Annotated in this window: 15 protein-coding genes; 10 read left to right on the top strand and 5 right to left on the bottom strand. The window is 71.1% G+C overall.

All coding sequences use genetic code 11. The features are described from left to right. Positions 1-101: 101 nt before the first annotated feature. The 3 genes from MZC64_RS06330 to MZC64_RS06320 form a co-directional block, all read right to left on the bottom strand. Positions 102-893 carry a hypothetical protein gene (locus MZC64_RS06330; protein ID WP_247756164.1) on the bottom strand — a complete coding sequence of 264 codons (792 nt, stop codon included), beginning with the start codon at positions 891-893 and terminating at the stop codon, positions 102-104. Positions 894-1002: 109 nt separating this feature from the next. Continuing rightward, a complete protein-coding gene (locus MZC64_RS06325; RefSeq protein WP_247756163.1) occupies positions 1003-3165 on the bottom strand; it encodes an EAL domain-containing protein in 2163 nt (720 codons plus the stop codon). Between the two features lie 10 nt (positions 3166-3175). Continuing rightward, on the bottom strand, positions 3176-4207 hold the full coding sequence (locus tag MZC64_RS06320) for an alpha/beta hydrolase (protein WP_247756161.1): 1032 nt from the start codon (positions 4205-4207) through the stop codon (positions 3176-3178). Between the two features lie 214 nt (positions 4208-4421). Between MZC64_RS06320 and MZC64_RS06315 the strand changes: the two genes are divergently transcribed. The 5 genes from MZC64_RS06315 (at position 4422) to htpG (ending at position 10918) form a co-directional block, all read left to right on the top strand. After that, positions 4422-5240 (top strand): SAM-dependent methyltransferase, encoded by an 819-nt coding sequence (locus MZC64_RS06315; RefSeq protein ID WP_247756159.1) that lies wholly within the window; start codon positions 4422-4424, stop codon positions 5238-5240. 20 nt (positions 5241-5260) lie between these two features. Further along, positions 5261-6595 (top strand): cytochrome P450, encoded by a 1335-nt coding sequence (locus MZC64_RS06310; RefSeq protein ID WP_247756157.1) that lies wholly within the window; start codon positions 5261-5263, stop codon positions 6593-6595. A gap of 101 nt (positions 6596-6696) precedes the next feature. Then, positions 6697-7605: a hypothetical protein gene (locus tag MZC64_RS06305; protein ID WP_247756155.1), complete on the top strand. Its 909-nt coding sequence runs from the start codon at positions 6697-6699 to the stop codon at positions 7603-7605. Continuing rightward, positions 7602-8849 (top strand): glycosyltransferase, encoded by a 1248-nt coding sequence (locus tag MZC64_RS06300; RefSeq protein ID WP_247756154.1) that lies wholly within the window; start codon positions 7602-7604, stop codon positions 8847-8849. The genes MZC64_RS06305 and MZC64_RS06300 overlap by 4 nt, the downstream gene beginning before the upstream one ends. A 128-nt stretch (positions 8850-8977) precedes the next feature. After that, a complete protein-coding gene (htpG, locus tag MZC64_RS06295) occupies positions 8978-10918 on the top strand; it encodes a molecular chaperone HtpG (RefSeq protein ID WP_247756152.1) in 1941 nt (646 codons plus the stop codon). 56 nt (positions 10919-10974) lie between these two features. Here htpG and MZC64_RS06290 read toward each other — a convergent pair whose 3' ends face one another. Continuing rightward, on the bottom strand, positions 10975-11262 hold the full coding sequence (locus MZC64_RS06290) for a hypothetical protein (RefSeq protein WP_247756151.1): 288 nt from the start codon (positions 11260-11262) through the stop codon (positions 10975-10977). A gap of 19 nt (positions 11263-11281) precedes the next feature. Beyond that, on the bottom strand, positions 11282-11869 hold the full coding sequence (locus MZC64_RS06285; RefSeq protein ID WP_247756149.1) for a TIGR03086 family metal-binding protein: 588 nt from the start codon (positions 11867-11869) through the stop codon (positions 11282-11284). A gap of 54 nt (positions 11870-11923) precedes the next feature. Here MZC64_RS06285 and MZC64_RS06280 point away from each other — a divergent pair, with 54 nt between their 5' ends. From MZC64_RS06280 to MZC64_RS06260, 5 genes are all read left to right on the top strand, one after another. After that, a complete protein-coding gene (locus MZC64_RS06280) occupies positions 11924-12364 on the top strand; it encodes a MarR family winged helix-turn-helix transcriptional regulator (protein ID WP_247756148.1) in 441 nt (146 codons plus the stop codon). A gap of 170 nt (positions 12365-12534) precedes the next feature. Beyond that, the gene (locus MZC64_RS06275; RefSeq protein WP_247756146.1) at positions 12535-13719 is read left to right on the top strand and encodes a cytochrome P450; all 1185 of its coding nucleotides are present in this window, start codon (positions 12535-12537) and stop codon (positions 13717-13719) included. Between the two features lie 26 nt (positions 13720-13745). Further along, positions 13746-14849: a 50S ribosomal protein L11 methyltransferase gene (locus tag MZC64_RS06270; RefSeq protein WP_247797664.1), complete on the top strand. Its 1104-nt coding sequence runs from the start codon at positions 13746-13748 to the stop codon at positions 14847-14849. Positions 14850-14938: 89 nt separating this feature from the next. Then, positions 14939-16495 carry a carboxylesterase/lipase family protein gene (locus MZC64_RS06265; protein WP_247756142.1) on the top strand — a complete coding sequence of 519 codons (1557 nt, stop codon included), beginning with the start codon at positions 14939-14941 and terminating at the stop codon, positions 16493-16495. Positions 16496-16574: 79 nt separating this feature from the next. Further along, entirely contained in the window at positions 16575-16973 is a 399-nt protein-coding gene (locus MZC64_RS06260) for a bacteriophage spanin2 family protein (protein ID WP_247756141.1), read from the top strand. Positions 16974-17130: the final 157 nt, after the last annotated feature.

Below are 17130 nucleotides of genomic sequence, written 5' to 3'. Positions count from 1 at the left end.
GGTGTGCGGTCGGGGCGGATCGGGAAGGTCATCGTGCTTCCTGACCTCAGACGATGCAACGACCCCTAGAAACCACCGAACGGCCAACACGCCGGGTGGGGTCAGATCGGGAGGACGGCTCGGATGAAGAGGGGGCGGTCGCCTGCGGGGGCGCCGCGGAAGGCGGGGGCGTGCGCGAGGCGGGCCTCGAACCAGGGGCCCTCGCCTGGGGCGCAGGCGCCCAGGACCAGGGCGGGGTCCGCGGTCAGTTCTGGTTCGTCGGGGTGGTGGGCGATGCGCAGGCCGAACAGGTTCGGCACGCTCGGGTCGACCGTGTTGGCGCTGCTGGGGAAGCGGTCGCCCCAGGGGAACAGCGAGCGGGCCCCGCAGGCCGCCGCGTGCTCCCACTCGTCCGCCGCCGGTAACCGCTGGCCCAGCGCGGCCAGTTCCGCCGCCACCTCGGCGTGCCCGCGCGAACCCGCGGCCACCGCCTCCACCGCGACCAGCAGCGGCGGCAGTGCCACCACCCGCGGCCGGGTGGTGCGCCGGGCCAGCCGGGCCCGGATCTCGGTGAGGTCGGCGTCGGCGAACTCCGGCTCGTACGGCGTGCTGCGCACCGGCTCGGCGGCCGGGGACAGCGCGTCCTCATCGCCCAGGAAGGAGGCCATCTCCTCCTCGCTCGGCGTCCAGCCCCGCTCGTCGAAGCCCAGCGGCACCGGGCCGCCCGGCACCAGCGCGAAGTCCCGCCCGGCCACGTCGAAGACGGCCACCGGCGCGCCGCGCCCGGCGTAGGTGTAGCGGAAGACCTCCCGCACCCCGACTCCGTGCCGCGCGGCCACGTCCTCGGCCACCCGGCGGGCGGCGGGGACGTCCAGGGCGGGCCAGCCGGCCGCGGTCAGTTCATGCGCTGCCACGCCGGACAGTGTGCCGTTCCACGCGCCCGGACTGAAGATCCAGGAATCCGAGCGTGACCTGCACGCCTGAGCACTGCGGAGGGTGACCAGTGATTCATCCGGACGGGGACTAGCCCCGCGGGTCCAGCAGGTCCAGGATCCGCTCCGGCGGCCCGGCCGGGCCAAAATGCCCGCCACGCGCCGCGTCCACCCCCACCGACTGCCACCAGTCGGCCTGCGCCTCATGCTCGACGCCGGTGACGAACACGGTCACCCCGGTCTCCCTGACCAGCCGCAGCAGCTCACGCAACGCCCTGGCCACCAGCGAGTCCTGGCCGGTGCGGTGCGCCTGCCGGTCCACCAGCGCCCTGGCCACCCGGACCGCGCGCACCGGCAGATCCTCCAGGCAGGTCAGGTCGGCGGCGGTGGCGCTGAACTCCAGCAGCTCGGTACGCACGCCCGCGGCGGCCAGCAGCCGCAGGTTCTCCGCGGCCTCGGTGGCCGGGTTGAGCAGCGCGGGCGCGGGCATGCCCAGCCACAGCCGGTCCGGCGGCAGCCCCGTTCTGTCCACAATGGACCGGACATGGCGGACCAGGTCCGGATCGGCGGACTGGTTGGCGGTCAGCGCGACGTGCAGCGGCACCTCGTGGCCCAACTCCCGCCACTGCTGGACCTGCGCGCAGGCGCGGCGCAGCACGGCCACACCCAAGGTCATGATCAGTCCGGTCTGCTCGGCCAGGTCCGCGCACACCTCGTGCCGCACCGGACCGCGCCGCGGGTGGTCCCAGTGCAGCAGCGCGTCCACGCCCAGCACCCGAGATCCGTCCATAGTGGACAAAGGCTGGTAGGCGACGGACAGCTGACCGGTCTCCCAGGCCCCGGGCAGCGCGGCGGCCAGGCCGGCCCGCTCCCGGTCCCTGGCGTCCTGGAACGGGTCGAACAGCGCCCACTGCGCGCAGCCGTTGCGCTTGGCCCTGGCCAGTGCCAGCTCGGCGGCCTCCAGCAGCTGCTCGGCGGAGAGGTCCCGCGAGGGCCGGTCCACCACACCCAGGCACGCGGTGGTGGCCAGTCCGGACTCGCCGACGTAGAGCGGTTCGGCCAGCGCCGCGGTGATCCGCTCGATCATCCGCACCACGTCCGGGGTGCCCGGCCCGTTCTGCACCAGCACCGCGAACTCGTCCGCTCCGAAGCGGGCCACCATCGCCTGTTCCTGGGCCACCACGGCCTTGAGCCGCCGGGCCACCGTGTCCAGCACCAGATCGCCGATCTGCCTGCCCAGCCCGTGCGTGATCAGCGAGAACCCGTCCAGATCCAGGTGGTACAGGGTGATCCCGGCCGCCGGGTCGGCATGCCGCAGCACCCGTTCCAGGTTGCTGCCGAAGTACTGCCGGTTCGGCAACTGGGTCAGCCGGTCGTGCAAGGCCTGGCGATTCATCTGGCCCTGCAACAGTTTCAGCTCCGAGCTGTCCTCCAGCACCGCGACCACCTGGCTGCCCGGCTCACCCGGCCGCACCGCGGCCAGGCACAGCACCGCCCAGATCCGCTCGCCGTCGGCGCGCACCAGCCGATGCTCGTTGCGGGTGCGGGTGCTGCGGCCCTCCAGCAACGAGCGGTAGGCGTTGCGCAGCGCGGCCACGTCCTCCGGGTGGCTCAGCTCGAACAGCGAACCGGGTGGCAGTTCCTCGTTGGCCAGCCCCAGGATCTTGGCCAGCGCGTCGTTGACCACCAGGATGCGGCCGTCGGCGTCGGTGACCGCGACCCCGCTGCTGGTGCCGGCCAGCAGGTGCTCGAACCGGGCGTTGGCCAGGGTCAGCTCCCGGCTCCGGTCCTGCAGGGTCACCCGCAGCGCCTTGAGCATGGTGTCCTGCTGGGACAACGTGCGCAGCCGCACCGCCTCGCTGTACCCGGCGGCCAGCGCGCCGAGCAGCTGCACCACCCTGGCCGGGTTGTGCGGCGAACCGGCCAGCTCAGGCAGCTCCAGCAGTCCCTTGCCCAGCACGTCCATGGTGTGCTGCAACGCCGCCGGGCCGGTGCAGCCCGCCTCGACCAGTCCGGCGCCGTGCGCGGCCGCCTGCTGCGGCTGGAACGGGTCCGCGCGGGCCGCGGTGACCAGCGCGTCCAGCATCGCGTCCAGGCTGCGCTGGAACTCCTCCGGTTCCAGCGGCACGTACTCGGTGGTGCTGATCTGCCCGGCCCACCGGCGGGCCAGCCGGGCCCGCGCCTTGGCGCGCTCAGCCGGAGAGAGCGGCACGGCCCCGATGGGCCACCCGCTCTCCGGTCTGGGCAGGGTCACCGGGACCCGCTCAACCCGGGAAGGTGGACCGCAGCCAGCCGCGGATCGCATCCCGGTGCATCGCCGCGCCCTGGCCCAGCGCCACCGCGTGCCCGGCCCCCGGCACCAGGTGCACGGCCAGTTTCGCCTCCGGGCTGAAGTACGGCCGCTCGCTGGCGAGCAGGGTCTGCTCGTCCTGGCAGGAGAACGCGCAGAACAGATTGTCCTTGTCCCCGTTGGCGATCAGCACCGGCACCTTGATGCCCAGGGACACCGGCAGGATGAAGCCGAACGGCAGCAGGTCGGCCACCACGGTCGCGGCCACCTGGTCCTTGGTGGCGTCGTCGGCGTCCACGACCGCGGGCTCCACCGCACCGCCCTCGTGGAAGACACCGCGGGTGCCCGGCCAGGTGGTGAGGTAACCGGGGTCCAGACCGCGGCCGCCGAGCACCGGGTCCAGCACCGAGGGCGTGATGCCCTTGACGAAGATCCCGGTCAGCGCCAGCAGATCCATCGAGTGCGTCATGCCGGTGAACACCACGCCGTCCACGCTGTGGTGCAGCGACGCGGCCAGCAGCACGATGCCCGAACCCATGGAGTGTCCGACCAGCACCACCCGCCGGTACTGGACGCCGCCGACCGCGCCCGCGCGCAGCTTGCCGGCGATCTGGTGCACCACCCCGGCCTGCGCGGCGCCGGTGATCAAGGCGCTCAACGGTTTTGAGCTGTCCCCGCTGCCGAGTGCGTCGATGGCGAAGGTGGCGTGCCCGGTGCGGGCCATGTCCCGCTGGTAGGAGTAGCGGCCCTGGGCGTAGGGCAGGTTCCAGTAGTGCCGGTTGTAGGTGCCGCCGTGCACCAGCAACTGCACCGAGCCGGGGGTCGCGCCGACCGGCGCGCAGTGCGTGCCGTGCACGGTCTCGCGCAGCAGGCCCAGTCCGAAGGAGACCGGGACCTCGACCTCGGCGCACCGCACCTGGGCGTCCGCGGCAACAGCGGTCAACGGGCTGGTCAGCAGGGTGAGGGCAGTGAACAGTGCGGTGCCAAGAACCCGGAGGGGTCGCACGGTGTTTCCTCTTCCCGAAGGGGACGGTCAACAGAGCGTGCATACTACAACCCTCTGCGTAACAAACCGCTACCAAATGACCCGATCCGGTTAACCTCCGGCTGCTTTCCGGGCGATACCCCTACCGTCTTCCCTTCCGCTGCCAGCACAGTGACTGCTTCGGCCCCGCACCCGGCCGGGCCGCACTGCCACCACACGATGGGATGTGCGTGCTGTGAGCACCCAGACCAGCTGGGTACCACCTGACATCGACGTGGACCGCGCCAGCCCGGCCCGGGTCTACGACTACCTGCTCGGCGGGGCGTGGAACTTCCAGGCGGATCGCGAGATGGCCCACGCGGCCGTGGCGCGGATGCCGTGGGTCCGGGACCTCGCCCGGTACAACCGAAGCTTCCTCGGCCGCGCGGTCCGGCACTGCGCCGAGGCCGGGATCAGCCAGTTCCTCGACCTCGGCTCGGGCATGCCGACCTCCAAGAGCGTGCACGAGATGGCCGTGGAGATCGATCCGGAGTCCCGGGTGGTCTACGTGGAGCAGGAACAGGTCGCGGTCGCGCACAGCGAGCTGATCCTGGCCACCGTGCCGGGCGCGGGCATCCTCGGCGCGGACATGCGCGCCGCCGAGGAGGTGCTGGCCAGCCCGGTCACCCGCGAACTGCTCGACCTCACCGAGCCGGTGGCCGTGATCATGGCTTCCTCACTGCACTACGTGCTCGACGCCGACGAGGCCGCCGCCCTGGTGCGCCAGTACCTGGACGCGGTCCCGTCGGGCAGCTACCTGGTCCTCTCGCACATCACCGACGACGGCGCCGAGGGCTCGGCGGAGGTCCGTCAACTGGTCGAGTTGTCCCGGTCCACCACCGCCGCCGGGGCGGCCCGTTCCCGGGACTGGATCGCCGGCCTGTTCGACGGGCTGGACCTGGTCGACCCCGGCCTGGTCTTCACCTCGCAGTGGCGCCCGAACACCCCGCTGCGGCTGGTCACCGACCTGCCCGCGCACGCTTCTCTGCTCGCGGCGGTGGCCCGCAAACCCTAGGCACGTCAGTGGAGGCCACCATGAGCGCCGTCCTGCCGTCCGTCCCGATCGCACCGGGCCGAGTCCCGGTGCTGGGCCACCTCCCGGCGATGAGCCGGGATCCGTTGCAGTTCCTGCAGAACCTGCGGCGGCAGGGCGAGCTGGTGGCCTTCCACCTGGGCGCCCGCCCGGTCTACCTGGTCAACGCGCCGGAGCTGATCCGGCAGGTGCTGGTGACCGACGCGGCGAAGTTCCACCGCGGCAAGGTCTTCCGCAAGGCCAGGCAGTTGCTCGGCAACGGCCTGGCCACCGCGGACAACCCGGAGCACCACGAACAGCGGCGGATCGTGCAGCCGGCCTTCCACCGCGCCCGGATCACCGGGTACGCCGCGATCATGCGGGCCGAGATCGAGCGGATCACCGCGGCCTGGCCCGAGGGCGCCCGGTTCCGGCTGGACGAGCAGATGGCCGAGCTGACCCTCAACGTCACCGCGAAATCGTTGTTCCACACCGATTTCAGCCAGGCCGCGGTGGCCGAGATCCACCGCTCGCTGGCCCCGGTGCTCAACGGGGTCACCAGCCGGGCCCTGCTGCCGGAGTTCCTGGAACACCTGCCCACCCCGGCCAACCGCCGCTTCGACGAGGCCCTGCTGCGGCTGACCGCCATCGTGGACCAGGCCATCGACGACTACCGGGCCTCCGGCGTCGACCACGGCGACCTGCTGTCCATGCTGGTCACCGGCGAACCCGTGCCCGATGAGGAGATCCGCGCGCAGGTGCTGAACCTGCTGATGGCGGGCACCGAGACCACCGCCACCGCGCTGTCCTGGCTCGGCTACGAACTCGCCGCGCACCCCGCGATCGCGGACCGGGTGCGCGCCGAGCTGACCAAGGTGCTCGGCGACCGTCCAGCCGGGCCGTGGGACCTGCCCGAACTGTCCTATGTGGACAGAGTGATCACCGAGACGCTGCGCCTGCACACCCCGGTCTGGCTGCTCATGCGCACCAGCGTCGAACCGGTCCGGCTGGGTGGCGCCGACCTGCCGGCCGGCACCGAGGTGCTGGTGGTCCCGCCCACCCTGCACCGGGATCCGTTGCTGTACCCCGATCCGCTGCGCTTCGACCCGGACCGCTGGCTGCACCCGGAGGCCAAGCTGTGGCGGCGCACCCGGTTCTTCCCCTTCGGCGGCGGCGCGCACCACTGCGTCGGCGACAACTTCGCCTGGACCGAGATGGCGCTCACCGTGGCCGCGGTCTACCGGCGCTGGGACCTCAGGCTCGCGCCCGGCGCCCGGGTCCGCGAGGTCACCCGCGCGTTCCTGAAACCCAGCTCGGTCCCGGTCCTCGCGACAAGGGTGGTAACCCCCCAATCCTGAACGATTTCCGCAGGTCCCTGACTTAGGTAGGGGACATGTAAGGGTTGTCCCGGGGGCTTTCCCGGATGGTCGGGCCCGCGCCGCCGACCAGTGTTGGCGGAGTGATCGATCTGACCGGACTGGCCGTGCTGCTCGCGGTGGTCGGCGCCTGCTGTTACGCCGGGGCCGCCCGCGTCCAGCACGCCGCCGTGCACGCCACCGGCGACGGCGCGAAGCTGCGACTGGCCACGCTGTGGCGGCTGGTCCGGGATCCGCGCTGGCTCTCCGGCCTGGCCCTGCTGGGCGCCGGAACCGTGCTGCACGCGATCGCGGTGGCCATCGGACCGCTGATCGTGGTCCAGCCGGTCGGGGTGCTGGCCCTGGTACTGGCCGCGGTGCTGGACGCGCGGCAGACCGGGCGACGCCTCACCGGCACACTGCTCGCGCCGGTGCTCACCGCCACCCTCGGCATGGGCGGCTTCGTCGCCTTCGCCGCGGGCAGTGCCGCCGGCTCGCCACCACCCGGCGCGCTCACCGACGTGCTGCTGCTCGGCGCGCTCGCGGTGACCGCGCTGACCATCCTCGGCTCGCTCAGCCGTGGCAACCTGCGCTGCCTCGCCCTCGGCGCGGGCGGCGGGGTGGCCTACGGGGTGGTCTCGGTGCTGGTCCGGCTGACCGCGCACCAGTTCCAGGCAGGCCAGGGCATCCCGCCGCTCGCGGTGGCCGGGATCGTCCTGGCGCTGCTCGGCGGCGGCTGGTGCGTGCAGCAGGCCTACGCCAGTGGCCGCCCGCACCACGTGGTGGCCTGCCTGACCGTGCTTGATCCGCTGGTCGCCGTCGCGATGGGCGTCGGCCTGCTCGGCGAGGCCGCCGGCACCCCGCCGTGGGTGGCCGTGGCCGAACTCGCCTGCGCCGCCATCGCGTTGGCCGGCGTCACCCTGCTCGCCTTCCAGCGGCCGCAGGATCTTCACCTCCCCGCCATGGACCAGTGCAAGCCTGCCTGGTCAGCCCAGAACAGGACGGCACCATGACCAGTCAGCGCGCGCTCCGCATCGTCATCGGCGCGGACACCTTCCCGCCGGATGTCAACGGCGCGGCCAACTTCGCCCACCGCCTGGCCAGTGGACTGGCCGCAGCGGGCCACGACGTGCATGTGCTCTGCCCGGCCCCGGACCCCTCGGTGGAGCTGCTCGCCGGGTCGCACGCGCTGGACGGGATCACCGTGCACCAGGTGCGGTCCTACCGCTGGCCCTTCTACCAGAAGTTCCGTTTCTCGGTGCCCTGGCAGGCGAACCGGACCGCCACCGAGCTGCTGCGCGAGTTGCAGCCGGACGTGGTGCACGTGCAGGCGCACTTCGTGGTCGGCCGCGCGCTGGCCAAGGCCGCGCCCGCGCTGGGCATCCCGCTGGTGGCCACCAACCACTTCATGCCGGAGAACCTGTTCGCGCTGGTCAAGATGCCCGGCTGGTTGCGCTCGACCAGTGCCCGGCTGGCCTGGCGGGACCTGGTGTCGGTGTTCGGCCGCGCCCAGGTGGTCACCGCGCCCACTCCGCGCGCGGTGGAGTTGTTGCAGGCCAACAAACTCGGCCGGGAGGCACAGGCCATCTCCTGCGGCATCGACATCGAGAAGTACCGCACCGCGACCGTGTCCGCCAAGGCTCCCGGGCGCACCGTGCTCTTCGTCGGCAGGCTGGACGAGGAGAAGCGGGTCAACGAACTGCTCCAGGCCCTGGCCAAGCTGCCAGGGGAACTCGACGTGCGCGCCGAGATCGTCGGCGACGGCAGCTGCCGCACCGGCCTGGAGGAGCTGGCCGACCGCCTCGGCGTGCGGGACCGGGTCACCTTCCACGGCCACCTCAGCGACGCCGAACTGCTCGCCGCCTACGCCCGCTGCGACCTGTTCTGCATGCCCGGCATCGCCGAGCTGCAGAGCCTGGTCACCATGGAGGCGATGGCCGCGGGCAAGCCGGTGATCGCCGCGGACGCGATGGCGCTGCCGCACCTGGTCACCCCCGGCCACAACGGCTGGCTGTTCCCGCCCGGCAACACGCACGTGCTGGCCGCCCGGCTGACCCAGACCCTGAGCAACCCGGACATGCTGGCCAGCATGGGCCGGGCCAGCCAGACCATGATCGCCAAGCACGCCATCGCGAACACCCTCGGCCGGTTCGAGTCGATCTACCGCGACCTGGTCGCCGCGGCCCCGGCCCAGCTCCGCCAGCGACCCAAGCGCACCCGCCTGCGCCGCAACCGCGAACTGTCCCGCACCGCCTGATCCCCGGCGCCGCGGCGGCCAGCCGGCCGTCGCGGCCGCCTTCCCGGGCAACCCGTCCACCCCAGGTCACGGCAGCCTCTAGAATTCACGGTCGCGGCAACCGGTAGTGAATTCTCGGAAGGAAGCACGTGACCACCCCGACCGAAACGCTCGAGTTCCAGTCCGAGGCTCGTCAGCTCCTGCAGCTGATGATTCATTCGATCTACTCGAACAAGGACACCTTCCTGCGCGAACTGGTGTCCAACGCCTCAGACGCACTGGACAAGCTGCGGCTGGCGACCTATCGCGACAAAGACCTGGACGCCGACACCGGCGATCTGCACATCGAGATCGAGACCGACCCGGCGGCGCGCACGCTGACCGTGCGGGACAACGGGATCGGCATGAGCCGGGAGGAGGTCGTCTCCCTCATCGGCACCATCGCCAAGTCCGGCACCGCGGAGTTCCTGCGCAAGCTCAAGGACTCCCAGGACGCGGCCGCCTCCCAGGACCTGATCGGCCAGTTCGGCGTCGGCTTCTACGCCAGCTTCATGGTCGCCGACCAGGTCACCCTGGTCACCAGGAAGGCGGGCGAGCCCGAGGGCGTGCGCTGGGAGTCCGCAGGCGAGGGCACCTACACCATCGGCCCGGCGCAGGACGCGCCCCAGGGCACCTCGGTCACCCTGCACCTCAAGCCCGAGGACGCCGAGGACAACCTCTTCGACTACACCAGCCCCACCAAGATCCGCGAGATCGTCAAGCGCTACTCCGACTTCCTCACCTGGCCGATCCGGATGGCCCCGCTGTCCACTCCCGAACCCGCGGAGGACGCCGAGGGCGAAGCGGCGGCCCCGGCCGAGCCGGAGCTGGAAACGGTCAACTCGATGAAGGCGCTCTGGGCCAGGAGCCAGAGCGAGGTCACCGAGGAGGAGTACGCCGAGTTCTACAAGCACGTCAGCCACGACTGGTCCGGCCCGCTGGAGACGGTGCGGCTGAACGCCGAGGGCACCTTCGAGTACCAGGCCCTGCTGTTCATCCCGTCCCGCGCGCCGATGGATTTGTTCATGCGCGAGCGCAAGCGCGGCGTGCAGCTCTACGTCAAGCGCGTGTTCATCATGGACGACTGCGAGGAACTGGTCCCCGAGTACCTGCGCTTCATCAAGGGCGTGGTGGACGCGGCTGACCTCTCGCTCAACGTCTCCCGGGAAATCCTCCAGCAGGACCGCCAGATCCAGCTGATCCGCAAGCGCCTGGTCAAGAAGATCCTGTCCACGGTGAAAACCCTCCAGGCCGACAAGCCGGAGTCCTACACCACCTTCTGGACCGAATTCGGCAAGGCGGTCAAGGAAGGTCTGCTCTCCGACCCGGACAACCGCAACGCTATCCTGGAAATCTGCGCCTTCGACTCCACCCACGACACGGAGAAGCAGACCACCCTGCGCGAGTACGTCGAGCGCATGAAGGACGGCCAGCAGCACATCTACTACCTCACCGGCGAGTCCCGCCAGGCCATCGAGAACTCCCCGCACATGGAGGCCCTGGCCGCCAAGGGCTACGAGGTCCTGATCCTCACCGACCCCATCGACGAGATGTGGGTGGCCGGGGTCCCCGACTTCGACGAGAAGCAGTTCCAGTCCATCGCCAAGGGCCAGGTAGACCTCGACACCGACGAGGAGAAGAAGGCCACCGAGGCAGCGCGCGAAATCCAGCAAAAGGACTTCGAGCCCCTCCTGACCTGGCTCACCACCACCCTGGAAGCCACCGTCAAGGAAGTCCGCCTCAGCACCCGCCTCACCACCAGCCCGGCCTGCATCGTCGGCGACACCTACGACCTCACACCAAACCTGGAAAAGATGTACCGCGCCATGGGCCAGCCCCTCCCGCCCATCAAGCGCATCCTGGAGCTGAACCCGGACCACGGCCTGGTGACCGGACTCCGGGCAGCGCATTCGGAACGGCCGGCGGACGAGTCCCTGCCGGAAACCGCGGAACTCCTCTACAGCATGGCCCTGCTCGCCGAAGGCGGCGACCTGCCCGACCCGTCCCGCTTCATCAAACTCCTGGCCACCCGCCTGGAGAAGACGCTCTGACCTGAGCCTGCCGACGAATCAGCCCCCGCCCTTTCTCCGGGCGGGGGCTGATTTCGTCAGTTCTCCGGCAGGTAGGCGTCATGCTCCGCGTACCAGACCACCGCTTCGAATTTCTGCGCGCTGTCCGGTACGGCCCCGTCGCGCTGGTCGGACCAGGCTTCGAGCACCTCCCAGGCGATGAACACCTCAAGCAGGTAGCGCATCCCCTCGGGTGTCTCGTCCTCGCGTTCTTCCGGCACCAGCACGGCCCGGGTTGACGGCTCCAGCACGGGAACGTCGTCGACGAAGATGGTCGAGCCCTCATCGCATTCGTGGATGGAATCCACCAGTTCACCAAGCGTCATATGAACACCGTAGAAAAAATCACGCCGGCCAGTGCGGCGAACGCCCCAGCGCCAACAGAATCCGATCCAGCGCCGTTCCCTCCCCCGGCAATCCCGGCCCGAACGGCGCGCCCGGCTTCCCCCGGCTCTCGTCATCCGGCACCGCCAGCGCGATCCCCAGCGCGACCTCCGCCAGTTCCGGCGCCAGCCGATACGAATCCCCCAGTGCCCGAGCCACATCCCACCCGTGCACCACGTAATCGATCAGGTGGAACCCGGCCGCCCGCCGCCCCGGCACCGTCACCCCGAACTCGGCCAGCGCGAAATCCCGCTCCAGCGCCCCCTCGACCGCGAACGCCGCCAGCACCCGTTCCGCCGCCTCCCGGTACTCCGCCACCGGATCCGCGCCCAGCGGCCGCACCTCCCACACCGCCGGGTTCGCGCCGTCGCCCTCGGCGGCCGCGGCGAAGCCGTGGTGCTGCACCGTCATGTGCGCCAGCAGGTCCGCCAGTGTCCAGTCCGCGCAGGGGGTTGGGCGGCCCAGGTCGGTGGGCTTGATCCGGTTCACCGCGGTCACGCTGTCCAGCACCGCGCGCCGGTGCTGCTGTTGCAACTCGGTCGTAAGCATGTGCACATGATGTGCATGCGCCTACGATCTCGTCAAGGTCAGTAAGCTGCCCCCATGACCGGGCGCCGTCGCGATCTCGCGGCCATGATCGGGCCGCTGGTGCGGGGGTTGATCGCGGCCGAGCTGCCGGTGTTGCGGGCGCACGGGGTGTCGATGTGGGCTTATTCGGTGCTGACCGCGCTCGACGAGGGGCCGGTGCGGACGCAGGCGGCGCTGGCGCAGGCCATCGGGGCGGACAAGACGCGGATCATCGGGGTGCTGGACGGGTTGCAGCAGCAGGGGTTGATCGAGCGGCGGGCTGATCCGGCGGATCGGCGGGTGCGGCTGGTGTCGATCACCGCGCGCGGGGCCGCACTGCGGCGGGCGGCGCAGGCCGACATCCAGGCCAAGGAGGAGCGGGTGCTGGCCCGACTGCCCGCGGCGGAGCGGGCCGCGTTCCTCGCGGCACTGGAAACGCTCTCGGCGGTGCCGCCGGAGGAGATCGCCGGGGCCTAGTGCGCCCATTCGCGGCGGAATTTCCGAAAATCACCCAGAGGAATTCCACAACAGGCACTGGAGGCTGACCTCCAGAGCATCACCATTGTCTATCCGGCGTGGTTTCCGGTTATGTGTACGGGTATTCCTGATCGACAAGAGGGGTATTCGACGCGACGGAGGAAAAAGCCATGCCGGGCGAGGCTGGGGTTCCGGAGAAGCACTTCCGCTATCTGCAGGGCACGCGCCGCATCGGGCACTACCGCGCGGTGCACGACGCCGCCCGCGAGGAGTGTCCGGGCTTCCGCAGCACCGCGGACGGCGGCTACTGGGTGGTCAGCCGGATGGAGCCGTTGCGCGAGCTGTTCGGCAACCCCGCAGCCTTCTCCAACAGTGGGCTGTCCCTGCTCGACCCGGATCCCATCGAGCCGGCCATCCCCATGCAGCTCGACCCGCCGGTGCACACGGCCTGGCGGAAACCGCTGATGAGCGAGTTCTCCCCGGCTCGGGCCCGCGCGCTGGAGCCGGTCGTGCGCGGCCACGTCACCGAGTTGATCGACGGGCTGCTGGCCAGTGGCTCCTGCGATTTCGTCGCCGAGTTCGCCCAGCGGCTGCCGGTCTCGGTGTTCCTGACCATGCTCGACCTGCCGCAGACCGAACTGGACCGCTTCCTGGCCTGGGAGGAGGCGGTGCTGCGGCCGGAGGAGGCCGAGGACGACCTGGACGCGGTGCGCGAGCAGGTGCGCGCCTACTTCGGCGAACTGGTCGAGAGCCGGGCGGCCGAACCCGGCGACGACCTGGTCAGCCGGATGCTGACCTGGCGGATCGACGGGCGCGAGCCGAAGCCAGAGGAACTGACGAACCTGCTGTTCGTGCTGTTCATCGCCGGTCTGGACACCATTTCCTCGCACCTGTCCTACGCGTTCTGGCACCTGGCCACCAACCCGGCGGACCGCGAGCGGGTGGTGCGCGAGCCGGAGATCATCCCCAGCGCGGTGGAGGAGCTGCTGCGCTACTACGACATCATCCTGGACGGCCGCCGGGTGACCGAGGACGTCGAACTGGCCGGTTGCCCGATGCGCGCCGGCGATCTGGTGCTGTTGCTCTCCGGCGCGGCCAACCGGGATCCGCGGGAATTCGACCGGGCCGATGAGGTGCTGCTGGACCGCAGTCCGAACCGGCATCTCACCTTCGGCTGGGGAATTCACCGCTGCGTCGGCGCGCACCTGGCCCGGCTGGAACTGAAGGTGGCGCTGGAGGAATGGCACCGGCGCATTCCGGACTACCACATCCCGGCCGGTTTCCCGGTGCGGGAACGGGCCTTCGTCCAGCTCAGTGTGGCGAGCCTGCCGCTGCGCTGGCCCACCGCGGGCTGACCGCCACCTCCCGGGAAGGAACACCGTTGTCCGGTTCTTTCATCGCCCAGGTCGCCGCGCCGGACCGCCGGGTGCTGGTGCGCGCCCGCGAACCCGGCGCCGCCGCGCCCGTGCTGCTGGTGCCCTCCCTCGGCGAGTACCCGGTCTACGACGACCGGCTCTACAGCTTCATGCTCAACGACCGGATCCGCAACGACTGCTACACCGCCGCCATCGGCAGGCACGCGCCCGGCCGCACCGTGCTGGACATCGGCACCGGCCAGGAGGCGGTCTGGGCGCTGGCCGCGGCCAGGGCAGGCGCCCGGCACGTGTGGGCGGTAGAGGTGCTGCCCGAGGCGGCCCGGCAGGCCCGCGAGGCGGTGGCGCGGGCCGGGTTCGCCGACCGGATCACCGTGCTGGAGGGCCTTTCCACCACTGTCGACCTGCCCGAACGCGCCGACGTCTGCGTCTCGGAGATCATCGGCAACCTGGGTGGCGCGGAGGGCGCGGGCGCGGTGCTGCGCGATGCGGGGCGCAGGCTGGTGCGGCCGGGCGGGGTGTTCATCCCGCACCGCAGCACCACCACGATCGTCGCGCTGGACCTCGACCACGCCGCGCCCGGCGGCAAGCCCGGCTTCGCCGAACTGGCGCTGCCCTACCTGGAACACGTGTTCAGCTCGGTGGGCAGGCCCTTCGACGTGCGGGCCTGCATCCCGGAGCTGCGCCGCCGCGCGCACCTGTCCGGGGTGGCCGAGGTGGAACCGCTGGACTTCGGCGGTTGCCTGGTCCCGGAGGGCGCCCAGGAACGCGAGCTGGTCATCACCCGGCGCGGCACACTGCACGGGTTCGCGCTCGGGGTGCGGCTGTGGGTGTCCGCGGCGGACAAGCCGATCGACTCGTTGTCCCAGCGCTGCAACTGGCTCCCGGTTTACGCCCCGCTCTCGGCCGGCGGCCTGCCGGTGCACCGCGGCGATCGGCTGTCGGTCACCTTCACCACCACCATCAGCAACGACGGCGTGCACCCGGACTACCGCCTGGACGGCGAGCTGCGGGCCCGCACCGGCACCGTCCCGCTGTCCTGGACCTCCACCCACCACGACGACGGCTTCCGGTCGAACTCCTTCTACCGCAACCTGTTCCCGGTCGGGTAGGGCGGGCCCTACCTCCGATCCGGGTGCTGTGTTCCCTGTGCGCCCGGCCCGGCCGGGCCAGAGTTGGCGTGGTGACAGGGAAAACAAGAGTGCTCAGTGTGCTGCTGGCGGCCGTGCTCAGCCTCGGCATGACGGCGGGGGTCGCTTCGGCGCGTCCGGCGGCGTTGGCGCTGACCGACACGGGCCCGGTGCTGGGGACCGTGGCGGCGGATCACCGTTCGTTCCAAGGAATTCCGTACGCGGCCCCGCCGGTCGGTGAGCTGCGCTGGGGCTCGCCGCGACCGGCGGCGCGCTGGACCGGGATCCGGGACGCCCGCCGCCCCGGTCCGGAGTGCGCGCAGAACCGGGGCATCCTCGGCGAGCAGGCCAGGGTGGCCGAGGATTGCCTGTACCTCAACGTGATCACGCCGAAAGCCCGCGGCGGGCGGCCGCTGCCGGTGCTGGTGTGGTTGCACGGCGGCGGTTTCCGCAACGGGGCGGGCAGCAAGTACGACCCGGCCGCGCTGGCCGCCCGCGGCGACGTGGTCGTGGTGACGCTCAACTACCGCCTCGGCGTGTTCGGCTTCCTGGCCCATCCGGCGCTGGGCGCGGGCAACCTGGGCATCGAGGACCAGCAGGCCGCACTGCACTGGGTGCGCCGCAACGCCGCCGCGTTCGGTGGAAACCCCGGCAACGTCACGGTTTTCGGCGAGTCCGCCGGCGGGGTCAGCGCCTGCGCGCACTTATTCTCACCGCGGTCGGCCGGGCTGTTCCACCGCGCGATCGTCCAAAGTGGACCGTGTGCGATGACCTCCTGGCCCACCTCCGGCACCTGGCTGCCCCGACCGAAGGCCAGGGCCGAGGCGGACGCGACCGCCTTCGCCACCCGGCTCGGCTGCACCGAGCCCGCCACCGCGGCCGTCTGCCTGCACGCCAAGCCCGCGGCGGAACTACTGGCCAAGGCCGGGCACGAACTCGGCCCGGTCACCGGCGACCACATCCTGCCGCTGGACCCGGTGACAGCGCTGGCCACCGGCCGGTTCAACCGGGTCCCGGTCCTGCACGGCACCACCAGGGACGAGCACGCCACCTTCCTGGCCCGCGAACTGCTCGGCCTGCCCCCGGTCTCCGCGGCGAGTTACCCAGCCGAACTGACCGCGATCTTCGGCCGGCCGGACGCGGCCAGGATCGCCGCCGAGTACCCGTTGACCGGCTACCGCAGCCCGTCCGAGGCGATGACCGCGGTGCTCACCGACGCCTACTGGGCGCGCGCCGCCGCGGCCACCCACCGCGCGCTGGCCCGGCACGTGCCGACCTACGCCTACGAGTTCGCCGACACCGAGGCGCCCTGGGTGAGCACGGTCGCGCCGCTGAGCTACCGGACCGGGGCCTTCCACGCCGCCGAACTCAACTATCTGTTCGCCGCCGAGTACTTCACCGGCACCCGGCTCCGCCCGGACCAGCGGGAACTAGGCAACACGATGATCGACTACTGGACCCGGTTCGCCCGCACCGGCGATCCCAACGGTCCGGGCCGCCCCCGGTGGGCGCCGTCCTCCCCGGCAACCGACCTGGTCCAGACCCTGGCCCCGGGGCACGGCGGCATCGCGCCGGTCGACCTGGCCGCCGGACACCGGGCCGAGTTCTGGCGCGGACTGGGCAGATGATCTTGCGCGAAGCCCCGACCCCAGGATCCGCGCACCGGTAGAGTCGGACTTAACAGACACCGATGATCGGAGATACGGCATGCGCGCAGCTCGTCCAGTGGCCACCGTTCTGCTGACCCTGGGCCTGTTCGGCGGCCTGGCCGGCTGCGGCGCGCTCCAGCAGGCGACCGACACCGCGAACAAGGTGGGCGACGTGGCCAACAAGGCCACGCTGTGCATCGACGCGCTGAAGCTGGCCGGCTTCACCCCGAACGCCGCGGACCCGCAGAAGGCCCTCGAAGAGACCCAGAAGAAGGCCAAGGAGCTGGAGGCGCTGGCCGCCAAGGCAGGCGACGCCACGGTCAAGACCGCCATCGACGACATGGCCAAGTCGATGAGTTCGGTGACGCTGAAGGACTTCGGCCCGGAGGCGCTGGCCACCTGGCTCAAGAACAAGACCGACCAGCTCACCAAGCTGAGCACCGCCTGCGGTAGCTGATTCGCCCGATATGCCCGGTCGCCGTGCGCGGCCGGGCATATCACCCGCGACCGAACGGATGACGCGGGTTGACGCTGTCCTCGGCACGCTCGTAGCCTCGGTTCCACCGCCCCAATGAAAACGTTTTCGACAACCTGAGAACGTCCGTTGCGGGAAG

The sequence above is a fragment of the Crossiella sp. S99.2 genome (genome assembly GCF_023094165.1).
GTDB lineage: Bacteria > Actinomycetota > Actinomycetes > Mycobacteriales > Pseudonocardiaceae > Crossiella.
The sequence above is the reverse complement of the archived record's forward strand: the minus strand, read 5'-3'. Positions and strand labels throughout refer to the sequence as shown.